The 22117-nt window shown below is 61.5% G+C and carries 16 protein-coding genes and 2 pseudogenes; 10 read left to right on the top strand and 8 right to left on the bottom strand.

All coding sequences use genetic code 11. The annotated features are described in order from the left end of the window. Positions 1-34: 34 nt before the first annotated feature. The 3 genes from ACSQ8R_RS10365 to ACSQ8R_RS10355 all read right to left on the bottom strand — a co-directional run bounded on the left by ACSQ8R_RS10365 (position 35) and on the right by ACSQ8R_RS10355 (position 3396). Positions 35-1024, bottom strand: a complete 990-nt coding sequence (locus ACSQ8R_RS10365) for an ABC transporter permease (RefSeq protein WP_436253263.1) — start codon at positions 1022-1024, stop codon at positions 35-37. A 40-nt stretch (positions 1025-1064) separates the two neighbouring features. Next, on the bottom strand, positions 1065-2675 hold the full coding sequence (locus tag ACSQ8R_RS10360; protein ID WP_436253262.1) for an ABC transporter substrate-binding protein: 1611 nt from the start codon (positions 2673-2675) through the stop codon (positions 1065-1067). Positions 2676-2820: 145 nt separating this feature from the next. Then, positions 2821-3396, bottom strand: a complete 576-nt coding sequence (locus tag ACSQ8R_RS10355) for a TetR/AcrR family transcriptional regulator (protein ID WP_436253261.1) — start codon at positions 3394-3396, stop codon at positions 2821-2823. A gap of 88 nt (positions 3397-3484) precedes the next feature. On the opposite strand from ACSQ8R_RS10355, the gene fabF reads away from it, so the two are divergent. Beyond that, positions 3485-4801, top strand: a complete 1317-nt coding sequence (gene fabF, locus ACSQ8R_RS10350; RefSeq protein ID WP_436253260.1) for a beta-ketoacyl-ACP synthase II — start codon at positions 3485-3487, stop codon at positions 4799-4801. 11 nt (positions 4802-4812) lie between these two features. Further along, positions 4813-5991 (top strand): thiolase family protein, encoded by a 1179-nt coding sequence (locus tag ACSQ8R_RS10345; protein WP_436253259.1) that lies wholly within the window; start codon positions 4813-4815, stop codon positions 5989-5991. A 344-nt stretch (positions 5992-6335) separates the two neighbouring features. Here the strand turns inward: ACSQ8R_RS10345 and ACSQ8R_RS10340 are convergent, their stop codons facing one another. The 4 genes from ACSQ8R_RS10340 to ACSQ8R_RS10325 form a co-directional block, all read right to left on the bottom strand. Then, on the bottom strand, positions 6336-6749 hold the full coding sequence (locus tag ACSQ8R_RS10340) for a Rieske (2Fe-2S) protein (protein WP_436253258.1): 414 nt from the start codon (positions 6747-6749) through the stop codon (positions 6336-6338). Positions 6750-6812: 63 nt separating this feature from the next. Continuing rightward, entirely contained in the window at positions 6813-7928 is a 1116-nt protein-coding gene (locus tag ACSQ8R_RS10335) for an amidohydrolase family protein (protein ID WP_436253257.1), read from the bottom strand. 3 nt (positions 7929-7931) lie between these two features. Then, positions 7932-9029, bottom strand: a complete 1098-nt coding sequence (locus ACSQ8R_RS10330; protein WP_436253256.1) for an amidohydrolase family protein — start codon at positions 9027-9029, stop codon at positions 7932-7934. 238 nt (positions 9030-9267) lie between these two features. After that, positions 9268-10173 (bottom strand): LysR family transcriptional regulator, encoded by a 906-nt coding sequence (locus ACSQ8R_RS10325; protein ID WP_037083326.1) that lies wholly within the window; start codon positions 10171-10173, stop codon positions 9268-9270. Between the two features lie 495 nt (positions 10174-10668). Between ACSQ8R_RS10325 and ACSQ8R_RS10320 the strand changes: the two genes are divergently transcribed. The 6 genes and pseudogenes from ACSQ8R_RS10320 to ACSQ8R_RS10295 form a co-directional block, all read left to right on the top strand. Then, positions 10669-11730, top strand: coding sequence for an ABC transporter substrate-binding protein (locus ACSQ8R_RS10320; RefSeq protein ID WP_436253255.1), 1062 nt, complete (start codon positions 10669-10671; stop codon positions 11728-11730). 73 nt (positions 11731-11803) lie between these two features. Further along, a complete protein-coding gene (locus ACSQ8R_RS10315) occupies positions 11804-13570 on the top strand; it encodes an ABC transporter permease (RefSeq protein ID WP_436253254.1) in 1767 nt (588 codons plus the stop codon). Between the two features lie 95 nt (positions 13571-13665). Continuing rightward, positions 13666-14760 (top strand): ABC transporter ATP-binding protein, encoded by a 1095-nt coding sequence (locus tag ACSQ8R_RS10310; protein ID WP_436253253.1) that lies wholly within the window; start codon positions 13666-13668, stop codon positions 14758-14760. 159 nt (positions 14761-14919) lie between these two features. Beyond that, the gene (locus ACSQ8R_RS10305; protein ID WP_436253252.1) at positions 14920-15735 is read left to right on the top strand and encodes a GntR family transcriptional regulator; all 816 of its coding nucleotides are present in this window, start codon (positions 14920-14922) and stop codon (positions 15733-15735) included. A 419-nt stretch (positions 15736-16154) separates the two neighbouring features. Then, the gene (gene ligM / locus ACSQ8R_RS10300) at positions 16155-17561 is read left to right on the top strand and encodes a vanillate/3-O-methylgallate O-demethylase (protein WP_436253251.1); all 1407 of its coding nucleotides are present in this window, start codon (positions 16155-16157) and stop codon (positions 17559-17561) included. A gap of 530 nt (positions 17562-18091) precedes the next feature. Further along, positions 18092-18355, top strand: a pseudogene (locus ACSQ8R_RS10295) (transposase); the annotation flags it as partial. A 238-nt stretch (positions 18356-18593) separates the two neighbouring features. Here the strand turns inward: ACSQ8R_RS10295 and ACSQ8R_RS10290 are convergent. Next, a complete protein-coding gene (locus tag ACSQ8R_RS10290; protein WP_436251768.1) occupies positions 18594-19646 on the bottom strand; it encodes an IS110 family transposase in 1053 nt (350 codons plus the stop codon). A gap of 64 nt (positions 19647-19710) precedes the next feature. Here ACSQ8R_RS10290 and ACSQ8R_RS10285 point away from each other — a divergent pair. Continuing rightward, positions 19711-20640: pseudogene (locus tag ACSQ8R_RS10285) on the top strand (IS3 family transposase); the annotation flags it as partial. Positions 20641-20647: 7 nt separating this feature from the next. Continuing rightward, the gene (locus ACSQ8R_RS10280) at positions 20648-21898 is read left to right on the top strand and encodes an ATP-dependent nuclease (RefSeq protein ID WP_436253250.1); all 1251 of its coding nucleotides are present in this window, start codon (positions 20648-20650) and stop codon (positions 21896-21898) included. Positions 21899-22117: the final 219 nt, after the last annotated feature.

The raw sequence follows: 22117 nt of genomic DNA, 5'->3' as shown, positions 1-22117 counted from the left end.
GCGCGCGCCCTCACGGTCGCTCTCTCGCGCCCTCTCATCGGTTGGGCTCCGAGGCGCCGACACGCGGGTCGAGTGCGGCATAAACGAGGTCGATGACGAGATTGACGGAGATCACCAGCACGGCGCTGACGACGATGATGCCCATCAGCAGCGGTGCGTCGCGGCCGCTGACCGCCTCCTGCGCCAGCCGTCCGAAACCTGGAATGGCAAAGATGCTTTCGATGACGACGCTGCCGCCGAGCATGGCGGCCGATTGCAGGCCGAGCATGGTGACGAGCGGGAGAAGGGCATTGCGCGCCACATGGCGCAGGACGATGCGGCTGCGGGAAAGACCCTTGGAGCGGGCGAAGAGCACGAAATCCAGCGTCCACGCCTGCGCCATGCCGGAGCGCATCACCCGCAGGAACAGTGCCATATAGATCAGCGCCAGCGCACCGACGGGCAGGACGAGATGCCTGGTGATATCGGCGGCGCGGGCAAGCCCCACCTTGCCGGAGGCGATGGTCTCGATGCCCGAGGTTGGCAGCCAGCGGAGCTGGACCGCGAAGACGATGCTGAGCACCAGGCCGAGCCAGAAGCTGGGGATCGCGTAGAGGATAAGAGAGCCGGTCGAAAGCACTCTGTCTCTTATGCTTTCCGGCTTTGAGCCGGCGACGATGCCGAGCGCCGAACCGAGCCCGAAGGAGATCGCTGTGGCGCTGCCCATCAGCAGCAGGGTATTCGGCAGGCGTTCGAGGATGAGTTCGAGAACCGGCCTTCCGAAGGCGACCGACCAACCGAGATCGAGCTTCGCCAGCGACGAGACATACAGCCACAGCCGGGCGAGCATAGACTGGTCGAGGCCGTAGGCCTGGCGCAGCGACTGGGCGACCGTCGCATCGCCGCCGCCGATCGACAGGAGATAGGCGTCCACCGCATCGCCGGAGGCGGATTCGAGCAGGAGGAAGGTCAGGACGACGACGATCAGCAGCACGGGGATGCTGCTGATCGCGCGACGTCGGATCAATCGAATGGCTCGGTTCACGCCGGAAAGCGCTCCTGAATCGGATAGTGCGGAGAGCCTATCACGATTTCAGCGCGGTATCCGACCAGTTCGATACGGCCCAGCGCGGATTGTTGGAGACGTTCTCCACCGTATCGCGCGCCACCGTGATAAAACCCCATTCGGCGACGTTGATCAGCGGCAGGTCGGTAGCGACGATCTGCTGGAACTGCTTGTAGAGTTCCGTGCGGGCCGCGGTATCGACCGTTTCCGCAGCCTTGGCGATGATGCCGTCGAGCTCCTTGTTCTCGTAGCCGCCCTGGTTGGAGAAGGGCACGCCGGCCGGAATGCCGGACCGGACGAGGATGGTCGTCGAGATCGCCGGGTCGCCACGGAAAACCGGCGGGCCGATGGCAAGATCGAAATCGTGATCCGTATAGACCGCCTTCTGGTGGGCGGCGGAATCGGCGTTGATGAGCTGCGCGTCGATGCCGACGGCTGCGAGCGCCTGGCGGAGATAGTCGCCGAACTGCTTCGTCTCGTTGAAATAGGGCGCCGGGCGCAGCTTCAACGAGAAGCGGGTGCCATTGGCGCCCTTCTTGTAACCGGCCTCGTCGAGCAGGGCATTCGCCTTGGCGGTGTCGAAAGCGTAGGTCGGCACGCTGGCGTCATAAAATTCCGGGGCGTTCTTCGGCACCGGTCCGGTCGAGGCGGCGGCGTAACCGAGGAAGATCGTGTCGACGACGAACTTCCTGTCGATCGCATGGGCGATAGCCTGCCGCACCTTGAGGTCGGCGAGCTCCTTGCGGCGATGGTTGATCTCGACCACGAGCTGATAGGTCAGCGCTTCGTAGCCTTTCGAGATCACCTTGATGCCCGGCACCTTGGAAATGCGGGCAAGATCGGTAAGCGGCACCGCCGAGAACGCGGCGAGCTGGATCTCTTCCGCTTCGAGCGCCGCACCCGCTCCGGCGCGATCCGGCAGGACGCGGAAGATCACCTCGTCGAGCTTCGGCTCGCCCTTGCCCCAATAATCGGCATTCCTGGTCAGGCGGTAATATTCGCCCGGCTTGTATTCGGTGAGCTTGAACGGACCGGTGCCGACCAGCTTCACATTGGCCGGATTCGTGGCGATGTCCGTGCCTTCGTAGAGATGTCTGGGCACGACGCTGCTGACGACCGGCAAAGCGTTGCGGATAAGCTGCAGCGGGGTCGGCTTCGAGAACTTGAAGACGGCGGTCGTCGCGTCCGGCGTGTCCACGGCTTCGAGATTGGCGAAGACGAGGCGGCCGAGATTCTGCAGCGGCTTCCAGATATTGAGCGCCGAATAGGCGACGTCGGCCGAGGTGAACGGCTTGCCGTCATGCCATTTCACGCCTTCGCGCAGCTTGAAGGTGACCGACTTGCCGTCCGCCGATCCCTCCCAGGACGTGGCGAGACGTGGTGCGAGGCCATCCTTGCCGTCGAAGGAAGCTTCCGCGAGCGGCTCGATCACCTTGCTGGCGATGAAGAACACGCCGTTCGAGGCGACGATCGCCGGGTTGAGGTTTTTCGGTTCGGAATCTGCGGCGACGATCAGGCGACCGCCGGCGGGGGCGCCTTGAGCAAGGGTGAAGGTCGGCAAGGCGGTCGAGGCAAGCAGCGCGCCGCCCGCCTGCAGAAGGGTCCGTCGAGATAGGTTGGCGATCGTCATTGCTCTCTCCTGCATCCAGCCATTTCTCACATATTGCCAGCGAAATCGCGGGCCGCACAGGCAGGAAATTCTTCATGGAGGCGTTCGGGAACAAATTCTGGGGTGCAGCCGGGCGGTGGGCGCATTTCCGTTGCGCCATAAGGGCTTAGTGCCTGGTCTCCAGCTCGTCGCGAAGGGCAGCAAGGATTTCCGCCGCAAGCGGCACATCGCCGACCGCGCGGGCGAGCGTCAGCCCACCGACCATCTGCGACAGGATGACGATCGACCTGTGGCGCCGATCCCCGTCGTCATTGCCATCAACGATCTCCTGAAGCAGCTGCAAATGGTTTTCGATGCCCTCGGCGAAGACGGATTGCACCGCTTCACCCTGGCGGGAGGCATCGGCGCAGAGCGAGGCGAAGGTGCAGCCCTTGGCCTTGAAGATCAGGTTCGGCCGGGACAGATACATGCCGGCAATCGCCTTGAGGGCCTTTTCACGGGTGCGGCCGATGGTCTCCCGCCAGGCAGCGGCATTGAGCGCCAGCGCCTGGCGCGAAGCCTCTGCCGCCAGATCCACCTTGGATTTGAACTGGCCGTAAAATCCCCCATGCGTCAGGCCCGCCGCCTTCATCAGGTCGGCAATGCCGATGCCGTCAAAGCCGTATTCGCGGAACAATTCGCCGGCTTTCAACACCACGCGACTGCGGTTCTCCTCGGCTTCCTGGCGGCTCACCTTCATCATCTTCTCCTTCGGACCATCTTGACTCTTATATTTTGATCGTCATGTAAAAGGAGATATATGATGATCAAAATTTAAATCGAGGTGAAACATGGCGGCAAGATCAGGCGCGGGAAGAGTGGGCGACAGGCCAGGCGACAGGATCGTGATCACCGGCATGGGCATGGTTTCGCCGCTTGCGAGCGGCGTGGAGGCCACCTGGAAGCGCCTGATCGAGGGGCGCTCCGGCCTGCGCCGGCTTGCCGACGACATGGTGCCGGATATCGATGCCAAGGTCGGCGGCGTCGTGCCCGGCATCGACGAGGACGAGTTCGGTTTCGATATCGATCTTGCGGTTCCGCACAAGGAGCGCAAGAAGATGGACCGTTTCATCGGGTTTGCGCTTGAAGCCTCGCGGCAGGCGCTGGAGCAATCCGGCTGGGTGGCCGATACCGACGACAAGCAGGATCGCACCGCGACGATCATCGCCTCGGGCATCGGTGGGTTTCACACGATCGCCGAGGCGGTGCGCACGGTGGATGGGCGCGGTGCCGGTCGGCTGTCGCCCTTCACCATACCGTCCTTCCTGGTCAATCTTGCGGCCGGGCATGTGTCCATCCGTTACGGCTTCAAGGGCCCGATCGGGGCGCCGGTAACCGCTTGCGCGGCAAGCGTGCAGGCGATCGGCGACGGCGTCAGGATGATCCGGAGCGGTGAGGTCGATGTCGCCCTCTGCGGCGGCACCGAGGCCTGCATCAACCGCGTGGCGCTTGGCGGATTTGCGGCGGCGCGGGGGCTTTCCACCGCGTTCAACGAGACGCCTGAAAAGGCTTCGCGGCCGTTCGACGCGGCACGCGACGGTTTCGTCATGGGCGAGGGCGCCGGTATCGTCGTCATCGAGACGCTCGAGCACGCGCTGGCGCGCGGTGCGACACCGCTGGTCGAAGTGGTGGGCTACGGCACCAGCGCCGATGCCTATCATCTGACGGCCGGTCCGGCCGATGGTTCGGGTGCCCAGAGGGCCATCCGGCGGGCGCTGCAGATGGCGGGCCTTCCGCCGGAAGCGATCGGTTATCTCAACGCGCATGCCACATCGACGCCGGTGGGTGACGCGGGCGAGCTGGCTGCCATCAAGACGATTTTCGGTACAGAAGGCGGTCCGGCGATCTCGTCCACCAAATCGGCAACCGGCCATCTGCTCGGCGCGGCGGGCGGCCTCGAAGCAATCATCACCGCGCTTGCGCTGCGCGACGGCATATTGCCGCCGACCCTCAATCTCGAAGACCCCGATCCGCTGGCCGAAGGCCTCGATCTCATCGGTCCGCATGCACGTCACGCCAAGGTCGAATACGCGCTGTCCAACGGTTTCGGTTTCGGTGGCGTCAATGCCAGCGTCATCCTGCGCCGCTTCGACGAAAACGCAATCTAGGGAGAGCCACCATGTCCGAAGTCGTCATCGTCCAGCCGGTCCGCACCGCGATCGGCAAATATAACGGTTCGCTCGCCGGCATCGCGGCGGTCGATCTCGGCGCCGCGGTGATCCGCGAAACCATCGCGCGATCCGGCCTCGACGCCGCCGAGGTGGCTTCGGTCACCATGGGCAATGTCGTGCAGGCCGGCAACAGGATGAACCCGGCGCGGCAGGCGGCGATCCATGGCGGCCTGCCGGTCTCGGTACCGGCCGTCACCGTCAACCGCGTCTGCGGCTCGGGTGCCGAGGCGGTCGCCAGCGCGGCCAAGGATATCTGGCTCGGCCATGCCAAAGTCGCGATTGCCGGCGGCATGGAGAACATGGACCGCGCGCCCTACCTGATGAGCGGCGGCCGCTGGGGTTACCGCATGGGCCATGCGGAGATCTTCGACAGCATGCTGCTCGACGGCCTTCACGATGCCTTCTCCGACAAACATTCCGGCTGGCACACGGAGGATATGATCGCCTCGCGAGAGATCAGCCGCGCGGACCAGGATCGCTGGGCGGCCCGTTCGCAGCAGCGCTTCAGCGCCGCGCAGGCGGACGGCAGGTTCGCGGCCGAGATCGTCGGCATCGATCTTCCGGTGAAGGGCGGCGTCAGGAGTTTTGCTGCCGACGAAACACCAAGGCCCGACACGACGGTCGAAGCGCTTGCGAAGCTGAAGCCGGTCTTCCGCGACGACGGCACGATCACCGCCGGCAATGCGCCCGGCCTCAACAGCGGCGCTGCGGCAATGATCGTCGCGGATCGGGGTTTTGCGGAAAGCAAGGGTCTGAGGCCGATGGCGAGGCTGGTGTCCTATGGCGTCGCCGCCGTCGAACCCGGCATGTTCGCGCTCGGGCCAATTCCAGCCGTCAACCAGGCGTTGGAACGGGCCGGCTGGACGATCGGCGACATCGAGCGGATCGAGATCAACGAGGCCTATGCGGCGGTGCCACTCGCGGTCCTCAAGGGGCTCGGCCTGCCGGAGGACATCGCCAATGTCGAAGGCGGGGCGGTTGCGCACGGCCATCCAATCGGCGCGACGGGAGCGATCCTGACGACCAGGCTTCTTTATTCGATGCAGCGCGACGGCCTGAAGCGGGGCGTCGTGACGCTCTGCATCGGCGGCGGTCAGGGCATTGCGCTGGCGCTCGAAATGATCTGATTTGCGAAGCAACGCCCGGCGAGGTTTTCCGCCGGGCTGGACCGGATCGGCGCTGGCCCGCCCTGTAGGCTTACGTTGCCTCGCGCCGTAGGTCGTCATCCTCGGGCTTGACCCGAGGATCCAGCATCCGCACCGCCAGCACCATGGATCCTCGGGTCAAGCCCGAGGATGACGTCGAGTGCGAGGATGACGTCGAGTGGAGGTGAGGCCGAGGGGAGAAGGGTCGGTGGGAGCAAGGCCTTGGGTAGCAAGGTTGGTAGGCGACGGTTGTCTGAGGATGCTCGAAGCCACCCGATGCCTATACACCGGGCCTTGGTCCGAATCCACGAAACCTGAGGTTCCCCTCAGATCTCAACCACGACATAGTCCTCGTCGATGGAGACCTGGAAGGTTTCGGCCTGATAGGGGCCTTCCGTCAGCGCTCCGCCCTTGGCGACGGAAACGTCGAAGCTTTTCACGCGGGTGCGGGCCGGGTCGCACCAGGATTTTCCGGTGCGGATGTCGAATTCCCAGCCGTGCCAGGGGCAGCGGATGAGTTCCCCGTGCCGCGTCATGCGGACCTTGCCGGGCTCGTCGGCTTCGGCAAGCCCGACCACCTGGCCGCGGCACAGGTCGGCACCTTCGTGCGGGCACCGGTTGGCGATGGCGAAGAACTCGCCCTTGACGTTGAAGAGGGCAATGTCGCGGCCTGCGACCTTCACCAGCTTGGACTTGCCGATGTCGAGTTCGTCGACCTTGGCGATGACGTGACGGGCCATTCTCTGTTCAATCCATCGATGTTGACTGCATTTTCCGGAGGAGCTGATGTTTGCACTCCGTGTTCAGGGCAGACGGTAGACGCTTTTTGCATTGTCGCGAAAGATCCTTGTGCGCTCCGTCGGCGACAGGGGCACCTTGAAGGCATAGCGCGGATCGTCGAAATCCCAGTGCGGATAGTCGGTCGAGAACATCAGCCGGTCGGTGCCGACCCAGCGCAGCGTGTCGAGCAGGTGGCGGTTGTTCTCCGGCTCCTCGATCGGCTGGGTGGTGAACCAGACGTTTTCGCGGATATATTCGGACGGCGGCCGCTTCACATGCGGCACCTCGGAGCGCATCCGCTCCCACTGCTTGTCGAGCCGCCACATCAGCGGTGCCGCCCAGGCGAAACCGCCTTCGACGACGACCAGCTTCAGCTTCGGGAAACGTTCGAAGACACCCTCGAAGACCATGCTGGTCACGACGCTCTGCAGGCTGTGCGAGAAGGCGTAGTGCTCCTCGATATAGAAATTCAGCCAGCCGGCGCCACTGTTGGTGTGCTGGCCGTAGGCGGCCGAATGCATGCCGATCGGCATGTCGTAATGTTCGGCAGCCTCGTAGATCGGCCAATAGCGGCGCCGGCCCGCCGGCTCGATGGTACGCGGCGGGATGGCGATCTGGGCAAAGCTCCTGTCGCCGATACGCGCCTCGATTTCGGCGAGGGCTGCCGGCACGTCTTCCTGGGTGACCGAGATGGAAGCTTTCAGGCGCGGATCGGGGCCGGTCCACTTGTCGAGCTGCCAGTCGTTGACGGCCGCGCACATGGCCGCGCCCAGTTCCTGGTTCAGCGTCGAGGAACCCGCCGCGAGCGGCTGCAGGATGCCGTATTCGATGCCGAGCGGGTCGAGCAGCTGCTCCTGCAGATAGGCAAGGTCGGAGGCCGGCGGCCCGCCGTTCGGGGGCCAGGCGTCGCGGCGCATGCCGTTGCCGGGCGTCATGCGCGGATAGGGCAGGGTGCCGACCACCGGATTGGCGCTGCGCTGGCCGTAATCGGCCAGATGGTCGCGCCAGCGCACGGGCAGGAATTTCGCAAGTTCGCTGGGCGAGCCGAAAGCCGGGTGAATATCGCAATCGACGATCCCGAGCCTGGTTTCGCTCCCTTTTTCGAAAGTGGTGTCCTTTTCCAGAACGGCCTGGCTCATGGCTTAGTCCTCCAGTCCTGAATTGCGGGGCAGTCGCGGATAGGTGGCGAGCGCATTCTCCCGAACCAGCCGGTCGATCAGGCGTTCCGGGAAACCAGCGGGGATCGCGGCCTCGCCCTCGAATTGCGCATGCGGATAGTCGGTCGAGAACAGCAGCATGTCGTCGCAATCGAGATGTTCGATGATGCGCTCCAGTTCGGCCGGGTCGCGCGGCGCGTCGAAGGGCTGCGTTGTCATGCGGATCTGGCGGCGGACGAGTGCCGACGGCGGTTCCTTAACCCAGGGGATCTCGATGCGGGCGCCGCGCCAGTCCTTGCTCATCCGCCACATCTGGCCGGGCAGCCAGGAGACGCCGGATTCGATCAGGACGATCTTCATGTCCGGGAATTTGCCGAGCACGCCCTCGGCGACGAAACTGCCGACCTGCGCCGCAAAACCCTGGATCTGATGGACATAATCCTCGGCGAGATAGGAGAGGAAGCCGCTCTGGCTCGGCGCGTGGCGATAGGCGCTGCCGGCATGCACGCCGAGCGCAAAACCGTGGCGCTGGGCAGCCTCGTAGATCGGCCAGTAGATACGGCGGCCAAGCGGCATTTCGCCCATGCAGAGCGCCAGGATCTGAACGAAGCGCTTGTCGTCGGCAAAACGCTCGATCTCCTCGACGGCGGCTTCCGGGTTCTGCCAAGGGAGCACAAGGGAGGCGCGCAGGCGCGGGTCCCGGTCCAGCCATTCCGCCTTCAGCCAGTCGTTGGTGGCGCGGCAGACGGCGGTTGCGAGATAGGGATCGTAGATCGCGTGCACGGCGGTCACGCAGTTCAGGATCGCATATTTGAGGCCGAACGGATCGAGCAGGTTTTTCCGCAGCTTCTCGACGCCCTTGCCCTCCGTCTTCTTCCAGTCCTCCCGGAAGAACGGCTTGGTGCGGGTCGGGAAGTTGGTGAGCTCGAGGCGGTCGACATCGCGCGTGGTGACGATCTCGCGCCAATATTCGTCGAAATAGGGAAGAAGATCCTCTCGCCCCGGTGCGTCCGGATGAACGTCGCAATCGATCGCGCCCAATTGCGAAAGCACAGGGCGCCGCTGGGCCACAGCAGTATCCACCGCTAAAACCTCCCTTGTCTGTCGGCCGAACCGCTCGTTTGGCGGCGGGCCACAACCTCACTCCCGGGCGGCGCGTCGCCAGACGGTCACCACCCCCGCATCAGCGATGCGTTTCCTCGATCCGGGAGGGTAAGGGCCGCCGGGGGCCAAGAGAATATGTTTTTTCATCGTAGCGGCTTTCTCGATTCGAGAAAGCCGAACCGCTTTCAGTTTTTCTCCAGGAGCAAAGGCGTGGCGCTCATGCTGCTCGATCACCCGGAACGAGAGCCGCGTGCATGTGAATGCGCAGCCATTCCATCAGCGCGCGTACGGTCGGTTTGCGCGCTTGGGTCTGAGGGATGAGCGCCTTCAGCCAAAGTTCCGCGACGGGATAGTCCGGCAGGAGTTCGATCAGCTTGCCCGTCCGGATGGATTCTTCCGCCACGTAGTTCGCCACCATGGCGACGCCACGGCCTCGCAGCGCCAGGTCGTGCAGGATCTGGGTATCGTTGGCGCTGAAGGCGGAGCGCACCTCGACATCGATCGGCCCGCCGGGGCTGCGGAACGACCAGGTCGAACCCGTCGCGTGAAACGTCAGACAGATATGATTGACCAGGTCGCGCGGATGTTTCGGCAGGCCGCGGTTCTCGAGATAGTCGGGAGCGGCGCAGAGTTTTCGCGGATAGGGGCAAAGCGGTTCGTCGACGACGTTGGAATAGGAGGCGGGCAGGGCGCCGAGCGCGATATCATATCCCTCTTCCGCCGGATTGACGGAACGATCGACCAGCGCAAGATCCATGGTGACGTTCGGGTTCTCTTGCTGGAAGTCGCTGAGGATGCGGGCGAGGAAGGCGATCGTCACCGTCGTCGGTGCCTTGATCCTCAGATGTCCTTCGATCCGCTGGGCGACGGCTGCCGCTCCGCTGATGGCATCGTCGATCTCCTTGACCAGGGATTGGTAGCGGGGCAGGTAGCGCTCGCCGATCTCCGTCAGGATGATCTGGCGGGTCGAGCGGACGAACAGTTTCACCCGCATCTGGTCTTCCAGCCGGCTGATGCGTTTGGTCACGACCGACGGTGCAACGCCGAGATGACGGCCCGCCGCCGAGAAGCTGCCCGACCGGGCAACCGCCAGGAACGTGCGGATATTGATAAGTGTATCCAATGTCTTAGGTCTCCCATGCCACTCTCCCAAGCGGCCCTCCGCGTCAACGGTAGCACAATTCATCTTTCTATTTTCGAGAAAAGTGAATGTAAAAAAATGGTGCTTTTCCCCTGCACGGGAAAAGGTCAATCTAACAGAAGAGGGAATTCCGGTGCCGGACAGCATCGCCGCGACTGGCAGGGAGAGCCGGCGCAGATCGGAATTCAGAAAAGGGAGTTTTCAGTTGGCCGAGGCCGATCCTGCCTGAACAGAAGGCCTGAATGATCCGCGTTCATGCGGTGCTTATCAGGGAACTTGCCAATCGCCGGGCGTGCGCCAGATCGTTTCAGGAGCGACAGTTCGGTTATTGGGATCGGGTAGCTGTTCGGGAAAACAGCACTGCTTGCGGTGAAAAGGGAGATCGCGGTCGGTGGCCGCAGAAATTTTGAGCGTCGAGTGCCGGGACCTAAGTCCCGGACGCGGCGTTCGATCGTCAGTTCCAGGGAGGAGAGACACGTGACGACAGACACATCCATGACTTCGGCCATTCAAAAATGGTCGCGCCGGTTTTTTATGGCGGCTGCGGGCAGCCTTGCCATTTCGGCAGCAGTCGGCATGCCCGCTTTCGCGCAGGATGCCGAGTGGCAGAAGGTGATCGACGCGGGCAAGAAGGAAGGTTCGCTTGTCCTCTATACCGCGCTCGTCGGCCAGCCGAGCACCAAGCAGATCGCCGAGGCCTTCACCAAGCAGTACGGAATTTCCGTCGAAGTGCTTGAAGCGCGCGCCTCGGAAATCCGCGAGCGCGTCCGCGTCGAACAGGCCGCCGGCCGCTTCGCCGCCGACGTGATGTTCACCAGCGAAGGGCAGACCATGCTCTACGACAAGGAGGACAAGTCCGTCGATCCGCTGCCGGCGACCCCGAATTCGCAGAAGATCGGCGACAAGTTCAAGCTCAAGGTGCCGATGGCCTCGGTCATGACCATCCCTTACGGGATCATGATCAATACCGGCCTCGTGAAGCCTGCCGACGAGCCTAAGAGCTGGAAGGACATTGCCGATCCGAAATGGCAGGGCAAGATCCTCTCCGACGACCCGCGGGCGATCGGCGCCGGTTACCTCTGGTTCTTCTCGACCTATGACAAGATCGGCGAAGACTATGTGAAGAAGGTTGCGAGCCAGAAGCTGGTCTTCACCCGCGACCAGCGCGAATCGCAGCGCCGCACGGCGCGCGGCGAATATTCGATCTACATGCCGGTCATCATGACCGACTTTTCGGACCTGAAGGGGCTGCCGGTCAAGTTCATCATTCCCGAGGAGGGCGTTCCTTACGTTCTCTACGGCAACGTGATGCTCAAGAAGGCTCCACACCCGAACGCCGCCAAGCTCTATCTCGATTTCATGCAGGGCCCGGTCGTGCAGAAGATCTATGCGAGCCTTGGCTACGGTCCCGTCCTTCCCGGCATGACCGAAGGCCTGCCGCCGGACGTCAAGGCGATTTCCGAAGCCAAGCTCTACGGCACGACGGACACGACCCGCCAGAACGAGATGCTGGCCAAGTCGAAGGACATCTTCAAGTAATGCTGCCAGCGCTGCCACGGGTGCTCCCCGTGGCAGCGCCGCTTTTTCCATCAAATGGAGCCGCGAGGAATCCATGACGATTATCCATAATCGCCCCCTAGACGATATCGCCGAAACTGCGCCGACACTGGGCGGCAACGCCTTTACGCGCGCCTTTTCCGGCGGTTCGCTATGGCGGCTGATCGGCATGCTGGTGCTGGTCCTGATCCTCGGCTTCCTGACGATCTATCCGCTCGCCATGCTGCTCTATGGCAGCCTGCATTCGACGCCGCCCGGCATGGCCGGCGAGTTCAACCTGAATGGCTATCGCTCGATCATGACCACCCAGAACCTCATCGTTCTGGCCAACACCATCGGCATATCGCTTGCGAAAACCATACCGTCGCTGACGATCGCGGTGTTTCTCGCCTGGATCGTGGCGCGCACCGACACGCCGTTCCGCGGCACGCTGGAAGTGCTGATCACGCTGCCCTTCTTCATTCCGCCGATCCTGACCGCCATGGCCTGGGGCATGCTCGCCAATCCGCAGGTGGGCGTCATCAACATGGTCTGGCGCTGGGCGACCGGCGCAACCGATCCGCTCGTCAACATCTATTCCTATGGCGGCGTCATCTGGCACATGTGCCAGTATTCGATCCCGTTCCTCTTCCTGTTCATGGTCGACGCCTTCCGGGCGATGGACCCGTCGCTCGAAGAGTCTAGTCGCATGTGCGGCGCCTCGCGCTGGACGACGTTTCGCAAGATCACGCTGCTGCTGATGCTGCCGGTTTTGACCAGTTCCTTCATGCTGAGCTTCATCAAGGGCATTGAGACCTTCGAATCGGCGCTGTTCTTCGGCCTGCCGGCGGGCATCAAGGTGATCACCACCGACATCTACGAGTCGATCAACCACCGCGCCACGCCCGACTACCAGTATGCGACCTCGCTTTCCTTCGCGATCATGGGGCTGATGTTCCTGCTCGTCGTCTGGCAGTGGTGGATGCTGCGCGGCAAGAGTTTCCAGACCGTTACGGGCAAGGGTTTTCGCCCGAGCGTCATGGAGCTTGGCCCCTGGCGCTGGGTGACCTTCGCCTTTTGCGCGTTGTTCTTCTTCATCACGGTGGTGCTGCCGATCGGGCAGCTGATGCTCGGTTCGTTCTTCCGTTTCTTCGGCTTCTACACCTACGACATGCTGACGCTTGAGCATTACAGGTCCGTCTTCGCCAACAGCGAGTTCTGGCGGGCGGTGCGCAATACGATGCTGCTCGGCCTACTCGGCGCCACCGCCACCATGGCGCTCGGCGCGATCGTCGCCTACATTTCGGTGCGCACCCGCTGGCGCGGCCGCAACCTGATCGACGGCATGGCCTGGCTTCCCTGGATGATGCCGGGCATGGTGCTCGGCGTCGGTTTCCTCTGGGCGTTTGCCATGCTGCCGGGGCCGATCCCGATCTACGGGACCATCTGGGCGCTGCTGCTCGCCTATATCGCGCTCGGCACGCCGGTTTCCGTGCGGGTGATGACCGGCGCCTATCACCAGCTTTCCTACGACCTGGAGGAATGCTCGCGCGTTCACGGCGCAAGCTGGTTCCAGACCATGTGGCGGATCATGGTGGCGCTCGCCTGGCCGGCCTTCGCCGTCGGCTGGGTGCTGACCTTCTTCGGCATCATGCGCGAACTGTCGGCGTCGATCCTGCTCTATTCGGTCGGCTCGGAGACGCTGGCGGTGGTGCTGATGAAGCTCTGGGCCAACGGCAATGCCGAACAGGTGAGCGTCATCGGCCTGATGATGATGCTTCTGGTCATCGTGTTCCGCTGGGTGCAGCTGAGCTTCATCAAGTCACGCATCAGCAAGCTCTAGGTCCTCGATTCATGCGGGCGGCTCGGCGCCGCCGGCAATGTCCCGGTTTCAATAAGCGGATCTTCAAAGATCCGTGTTCGACAAGGAAGAGAAATATGGCTTCGGTGACGCTCGAAAACGTGAGCCGCATGTATGGCGCGATAACCGCCGTGGACAACGTGAACCTGAAGATCAAGAGCGGCGAATTCGTCACGCTGCTCGGCCCGTCGGGCTGCGGCAAGACGACGACGCTGCGCATGGTGGCGGGCCTCGAAAAGAACACAGGCGGCCGCATCTCGATCGGCGACAATGTCGTGTCGGATTCGGAAAAGGGCTATTTCGTGCCCTCCGAACGCCGTCGCCTCGGCATGGTCTTCCAGTCCTACGCGATCTGGCCGCATATGACGGTGTTCGACAATGTCGCCTATCCGCTGCGCATCCGCCGCCGTCCCGACACGGAAATCCGGGACCGCGTCATGAACGCGCTGCGTCTGGTCGAGATGGAGCAATATGCCGAGCGGCCGTCGCCTGCGCTTTCCGGCGGCCAGCAGCAGCGCGTCGCGATCGCCCGCGCGCTGGTGTTCGAACCGGAAGTGCTTCTGCTCGACGAGCCGCTCTCCAACCTCGACGCGCGGCTGCGCACCCAGATGGGCGACGATTTTCGCGCGCTGCAGCAGCGCCTGAAGATCACCGCGCTCTACGTCACCCACGACCAGGCGGAGGCGATGGCGCTGTCCGACCGGGTCGTCGTCATGCATGGCGGCAGGATCCTGCAGGTCGGCGCGCCGGAAGAGATCTACCGCCGGCCGGAAAACCGCCAGGTCGCCGCCTTCTTCGGTACGCCAAACCTGCTCAATGCGACGGTCAAGGACTGCCGCCCGAATGGCGGTCAATATTACAAGCTGTCGGTCGAAGGCCAGGGCTGGGCCGGCGACTGTCATGCGGCAACCGAAATGCCGAAGGGCGCCGATGTCACCGTCATGGTTCGCCCCGAAAACCTGAATGTCCGCAATGCGGGCGAGGTGAACGGCGATCTTTCCTGGTCGGGCGAGGTGTCGCAGGCGATCTTCCGCGGTTCGCACCGCTCGATCATGGTCAAGACCGCGGCCCAGACGCTGCATGTCGAGGCATCGTCGCTCTCCGATGTGGATATCGGCCGCCCGGTCACGGTCGCCGCACCCGTGGAGGCCGCCTGGGCCGTACGGAACTGATCGTTGCCGTTGCCCCGGGCCCATCCGGCTCGGGTTTGGGCCGGCGATATGGAAAACTTGCGTTTTGTCGCAGATATTCAATATTGAAGCGATGTTCCCGCCGGCCGTTTCCCGTCCGGCGCGATCCGCATTTCGATATGGCGCAGGTGAGGCCCAAGCATGACCACAGGCACCCGAACTCAGAACACTGCCGGGCCTGAGAAGCAGGAAACCCGCCAGCAGCACGTGATCGACAAGCTCAGGACCTGGGCGAGCAACGGCACGATCGACCCGCGCAAGAAACTGTCCGAATCCGGTTTGGCCGAGGCGCTCGGCGTGTCGCGCACGCCGATCCGGCATGCGCTGGCCGTGCTCGTCGAAGAGGGCGTGCTGCAGCGGGTCGGTGCCCGCGGTTATCGCGTCCGGGCTTACAAGGTGGCCGACGTCATCGAAGCAATCGAGCTGCGGTCGATGATCGAAGGATATGCGGCCAAGAAGATTGCCAGCGAAGGCCCGTCGCCGACGCTGCTCTCCGAACTCAAGGATTGCCTGCGCGAGGGAGACGATATCTTCGAGAACGGCGGTATCGACGATCCCGTCAACGAGGAGCGCTACGCGGCGATGAACCTGCGTTTCCACACGCTGATCATCGAGGCGGCCGGCGGAAACCTGCTGCACCAGCTCACCAGCCTGTTCGACCGGGTGCCCTTCGGCGCCCCGGATTCGATCCGCTTCGACAATATTACCCGCAAGGAGCGGGCGCAGCACCTGCATTACGCGCACTGGCAGCACCACCACATGGTCTCGGCGCTGATCGCCCGCGACGGCGCGCGTGCCGAGAGCCTGTTCCGCGAACACGGCGAAGGCGTGAAGATCAGCCTCGGGATCAGCAAGGGGCTTTTTGCGATCGATGGTTCACGTATCCTGCCGATCGTCGATCTCGACAGCCCGGCCGAGCATATCAACGGCCTGATGCAGGACGAAAACGAGGATTAGGCCTACGTGTTGCGGATGCCGTGATGTTCGTTTGGGATCCCAAATATCCCAATTTCTCCTTGAAGGGCGACAATCTGGATCCGGTTGGTTTTTCCGCACTGCATCAATTATGACCGATATATTATAGAGGCTGCGCAATTCTAATGGGTTGTCGCGGCGCTTTTCGCCCCTGGGCCAAAATCGGGTATTGTATCCCAAATTCGATTGCTCTATGAATCGTTCCGACCGGGAGGAGGCCTCGATTTCCGCCAAGCCGTCGAGGCGAGGTTCGAGAACCGGGCTGTTTGAGAGGAGATGGCGGGAGGAGACCGCTGACCCTCGTTTGCATGAGACATCTTGAGACGATGCATATCGTATCCCGAACCGGTTTTGACCGGTGGAGCGACATGCAGGAGAGAACCCGAGGGAAGGTTAAGTAAATGGCTAAGAATCTGACCCAGATCCTGAAAGAGAAGGGCAATACTGTCGAGATGCTGCGCAATTCGCGCATCGGCATGTATATCTATCCGGTCGTCGCGCCGGAATTTTCCAACTGGCGCACCGAGCAGATGGCATGGCGCCACTCGGCGGTCCTGTTCGACCAGTCGCACCACATGGACGAACTGATCGTCGAAGGCCCGGATGCGGCGAAGTTCCTGGAAAGCCTGGCGATCAACAGCTTTGCGAATTTCGGCGTCGATCGCGCCAAGCATTACGTTCCGGTGACGCCGGCCGGACATGTGATCGGCGACATGATCATCTTCCGCGAAAGAGATGACAAATTCGTGCTCGTCGGCCGGGCGCCGACCGCCAACTGGCTGCGCTACAACGCCTCGCTCGGCAAGCACGACGTCAAGCTCACCCACGACCCGCGTTCGCCTTCGCGCCCGGACGGCAAGGAAGTCAACCGCGTTCACTACCGTTTCCAGATCCAGGGTCCGGACGCTCCGAAGATCTTTGAAAAGATGAATGGCGGCCCGATCCCCGACATCAAGTTCTTCCATGTCGACTGGATCAATATCGGCTCCAAGAAGGTCCAGGCCCTGCGCCACGGCATGGCCGGCGCTCCGGGTCTCGAAGTCTGGGGTCCCTATGCGGAGAAGGACGAAGTCCGCGAGATCATCGTCAAGGCCGCCAAGGATGCCGGCGTCGACCTCTACCTTGTCGGCGCGCGCGCCTATTCCACCAACACGCTGGAATCCGGCTGGATCCCGTCGCCGCTGCCGGGCATCTATACCGGCGCGGAACTGCAGGGCTATCGCGACTGGCTGACGGAAGACAGCTATGAGGCGACCGGCTCGATCGGCGGCAGCCTCGTCTCCGACAATATCGAGGACTATTACGTCAATCCGTACGAACTCGGTTACGGCATCTACATCAAGTTCGACCACGACTTCGTCGGCCGCGCCGCTCTTGAGGCCATGAAGGACAAGCCGCAGCGCAAGAAGGTTACCTTCGAGTGGAATGCGGAAGACGTCATGAAGGTCATCGCCTCGAACTTCGTGCCGGGCGGCGAGGCCTATAAGTGGATCGACCTGCCGCAGCCGAACTATGCGTCTTCCAGCGCCGACAGGATCATGCATGGCGACAAGGTCGTCGGCATGTCGATGTTCAACGGCTATAGCTACAACGAACGCTGCATGCTGTCGCTCGGCATCGTCGATGCCGACGTCCAGGAAGGCGACGTCCTGACGCTGATCTGGGGCGAACCGAACGGCGGTACTGAGAAGACGTCGATCGAGAAGGGCCACAAGCAGGCCGAGATCCGGGTTCGTGTCTCGGCAACGCCCTATGCCGCCGAAGCCCGTGAAAACTATGCGGAGAGCTGGCGCACCAAAAAGGCCTGATTGTCTCGCATTGCCTCCCAGGGCCGAAGACAAAAGCGGCGTCCGAGAGGGCGCTGCTTTTCGTTGCGTAAAAGCTGGAGCCTGGGCTTAGGTAGTGGTCCGCTTTCGGCCCTAAGCGGCCGTTGGTCCTCGCAAATGTCTGTCGCGAAACTTGGACCTTTGCGAAGGGGTTTTACGGCGGGCATGCCACGACCGGGTAGCTTTCTGCCCGATTCATGGGGCCCGATCCGGCAATATCAGCCGACCCTCATCACATGCAGAGCCGGAACATCGAAACTGCCGCAACCATTCGCCCGCGTGCATGTCCTCTGCTTCTACAATAAGCCGGTCCAATGCGAGAAGTGTCCGTTTTCTTGGGCAGACATGATCCTCTCACAAACTGTCTCCTATCCTACAGTTTACCTGAACAGCGGCCTATGCAATCAATAAGAGTATCGAGATTCGGGGCGGACGGATGATACTTACCTTGACCTGCCACGGGTAATTTCCTCCAGAATGGATTAGAGTCCGGCCCATAAAAGGACGGACGAATGAAGAAGCAGCGATTTACGGAAGAGCAGATTATTGCGGTGTTGAAGGAGCAGGAGGCAGGAGCGAAAGCGGCCGATCTCTGCCGCAAGCACGGAATTTCAGAAGCGACGTTTTATAATTGGAAAGCCAAATACGGCGGCATGGAGGTCTCCGAGGCGAAGCGGCTGAAGGCGCTTGAGGACGAGAACGCGAGGCTGAAGAAGCTGCTGGCCGAACAGATGCTGGATGCAGCCGCACTGCGCGAGCTTCTTGCAAAAAATGTATGGTCCGCCTCGTCCGTGCAAGAGTTCGCGACATCGCAAATGACGATTCCAGTTGCATAAATGTATCCGGCCTCTCGCGAGTGGACTGCGGTTGCAGCCAGGCCATGATGAGATCCGCACACGCCGTTCCCAATAAATGGTCCAGGCACGAAGCCCGCTTTTTTGCACAGGGCTTACGGCATGTTGATCCACTGTTTCGTCATCACTATTCCCGAGCCTTGCAATCGAGCTTGGATCCTCAGGTGAAGGCAGGGTCTCTGCGTTCGTAGAGCGCTCCAGGCCTGGTCAGGACGACCCAGACGATCCGGGCCATTTTAGCGGCAAGTGCGACGACAGCTTTGTTGGGGTGCATCCGAGCCTGAAGGCCATCCAGCCAGTTCCCCAATCGATCTCGTGTTCGGTCGAGGTGCCGAAAGCAGGATCGTGCTCCATGTACGAGGAGCTTGCGCACATAGCGGTTCCCCCGCTTGCTGATGCCGAGAAGCTTCTGCTTTCCTCCGGTCGAGTATTCCCGTGGCACAAGGCCAAGCCACGCTGCCAGATCGCGAGCTTTCTGGAATTGCCGGCCGTTTCCAATGGCAGCCAGGAGCGCAGTTGCCCCCAACGCTCCGATCCCAGGGATCGTCATGAGCCGTCTTGCGGCATCCTCTCGACTGGCTACAGCTTCGATCTCGCGTGTGACGTCGCCGATGCGTCGTTCCAACTGGCCTAGATCGGTGAACAAATCTGCAAGCAGCTTACGCATCGCCGACGAAAGGTCGTTTGACCGGTCCTCGATAACTTGCGGCAGGTCGAGCTTGAACAGGCCCGCGCCTTGCCGCAGGGCGATCCCGTATTCGAGGCAGAATGCTCGCATTTGATTGATCAGGCGTGTCCTTGTGCCGATCATCTGATCCCGCACCCGGTGCAAAGCCTGAAGATCGGCTTGTTCTTCGCTTTTGAGTGCTGCAAACCGCATCGTTGGTCGGGTCGCCGCCTCAGCGATCGCCTCCGCATCGATGATATCGGACTTGTTCGATTTGACGTAGGGCTTCACAAACTGTGCGGGGATCAAGCGTACCCTATGCCCGAGAGCCTGTATCTTCCTGGCGATCCACTGAGATCCCGCGCACGATTCCATCCCCACGATCGCCGGCGCCGCTCGTTCGAAGAACTGCAGCAGTGTGTCGCGTCGGAACCGAACCTTCTGGACGGGCACGCCATCGCTTCTGAGACCGACGACGTGGAATATGTTCTTGCCGATATCAATTCCGTAGACAGCCGCTGGGCGCGGCACATTGCGCTGTGGCATTGCAACCTCCTTCAGTTTGAAAGCCTCATGATGCGGCAGGAGGACGAGGCGGACCATCCCATTAATGGTAGGGCCTGCCGCCAAGCGTGACGCCGTCACGCATCTGAAGGCCGTGATGGGTCTTTCGGAACGGCGGGCCTGCCAGATCATATCCGCTGACCGCAAGATGATCCGCTACCGGTCGTGCCGACCGCCGGAGGTGGCGCTGCGAGCAAAGCTGCGCGACTTGGCCAATGAACGACGGCGCTTCGGTTATAGAAGGTTGTTCATCCTGCTCCGGCGGGACGGAGAGCGGTCTGGCGTCAATCGCATCTACCGGCTCTATCGCGAGGAAGGTCTTTCCGTCCGCAAGCGGAAAGCCAGGCGGCGTGCCGTCGGCACGCGTGCGCCGATCCTGGTCGAGGCGAAGGCCAATGCCCGCTGGTCGCTGGACTTCGTGCATGACCAGTTTGCCTGCGGCAGACGCTTTCGCGTGCTCAACATTGTCGATGATGTGACGCGCGAATGCCTGGCAGCGATCCCGGACACGTCTATCTCTGGTCGGCGGGTCGCCCGAGAACTGACGACGCTGATCGAACGACGCGGCAAGCCAGGAATGATTGTCTCCGACAACGGCACCGAACTCACGTCGAATGCCATCCTCGCCTGGTCGAAGGATCACAAGGTCGAATGGCACTACATCGCGCCAGGAAAGCCGATGCAGAATGGCTATGTCGAGAGTTTCAACGGGCGCATGCGCGACGAGCTGCTCAACGAAAGCCTGTTCTTCGGCCTCGATCATGCCCGCAGCGCCATTGCTGAATGGGCGGACGACTACAACCATTTCCGGCCGCACTCCTCGCTCGGATACCAAACCCCGGCAGATTTTGCCGGGACCATCGCCGCAACCGGCTCCAACGCTACGCAAGATGAAGGCTACGCGTTTCCGCCGGTTGCTCACACCGCGCCACTTGGCGTATTCAAAACCGCCGGGGCTCTAGTCGCCGCTGGATGAAAGTTCCATGGCAGGTCATCGCGGCTCTGAGACGTTTTTCAGCGGTTTCATTCCTGGCATATCAGGGATTCCGAATGTTGAGCAAAAAAACTCGAAGCGGGTTGTGCTGAAAGCTTGCTCATTCGGTGACTCCAACGTTTATCTCAGGAACGCTCTAGATCTTCTTTCGCCAGACGACTTAGCTCAGATCGAGGCATGGCTTGATCCGCTCTTGGGCCTAGTTAAGCTGAAGGTCAGGTTCAATGAGGCTACTGACTTTGATATTCATGCTGAGGCCGAGATTGATGGGCGGTCAACGCCACTTGAGCTACTTGGCACGGGATATCTCCAGCTTATACAGATCTTTTGCTATATCTTGTTGTTTAAGCCAAAGATTTTGCTGATTGACGAGCCGGACATTCATCTGCATCCGAGCGTTCAAGAGAAGTTGGCACAGAGCCTGCTACAAATTGCGGGTGCGCAAGGTATCAAGATCATCATGACCACACATTCCCCGTTCATCGTTCGTGGTGCACCGGCGGGTACTAAAGTTGTTTGGTTGGCAGATGGTCAGAAGAAGACCGACGATCGGACTGTAGTGGAGCTAGCTTTAGGCTGGGGGGCCTTTGGGAAGAAGGTAATCATAGTCAGTGAGGACGCGAAAAACGATTTGTTGAAAAAGCTACTCCGCCAGTGGCCGGACCTTGAGTCTGCGGTGACAGTGCTCCCCGGCAGAGGCTATAAACACCTTTTAACAAAGGACGAAGCGCAAGAACTCCGGTCGTCCCTCGGCAACAAGTTCAAGATCCTTGTGCACCGAGATCGAGATTCGCTCACCGATGACGAGATCTTAAAGCTGAAAAATTCCTACGAAAGTGACGGCATTCGACTGTGGTTCACTGACCAATCTGACCTTGAGGCTGAATTTTGCGATCCCGAGTTCTTAGCGGCGTTAACTGGTCAGCCGATACAGACGTGCGAAAACTGGCTGACAGAAATTTCAAATCAGAACCAAGTACCTATAAAGGAACAATTCGCCAGTCAGCGTGCTGCTCACAACGACGAATTGCACAAGGCTGGCGGCAGCCCTACGAACGATGACGTTTGGGCTGCGTTTCAAGAACGGACTCTAAAAGGAGCCAAAGGAAAATTTGTCTTCAAACAATTGAAGAACAAGGTTCCGGGCAACGCGTTCTCTGAGGCTACGGTTGAGTCCCTTGTCACTTATCCCGAGCGCGCAGCAAGCCTGAAGGCTAACCTTGAGGACTTACTTGCGTAGTGTCCCTCTGACTTTGGATTAAGCCCTTTCCGCTCCCATGAGGGAGTGGGTGGCGGTTCAATAAGCGTCTACAATGTGATTGATTGGCAGCCAAGCCATTATCGCGATAATCCCGATTAAAAAGGAATTGTTTCTAGCCTCAGGCAACGGCGTGCAATAGGTAGCTTTGCGGCGTGGAAAAGTCCGCTTTTGGCGCAAAGCGACCACCAATGCCCAAGT

Origin of the sequence: Neorhizobium sp. LjRoot104 (assembly GCF_964253725.1) — a bacterium.
In the GTDB taxonomy this organism is placed as follows: Bacteria; Pseudomonadota; Alphaproteobacteria; order Rhizobiales; family Rhizobiaceae; genus Neorhizobium.
The sequence above is the reverse complement of the archived record's forward strand: the minus strand, read 5'-3'. Positions and strand labels throughout refer to the sequence as shown.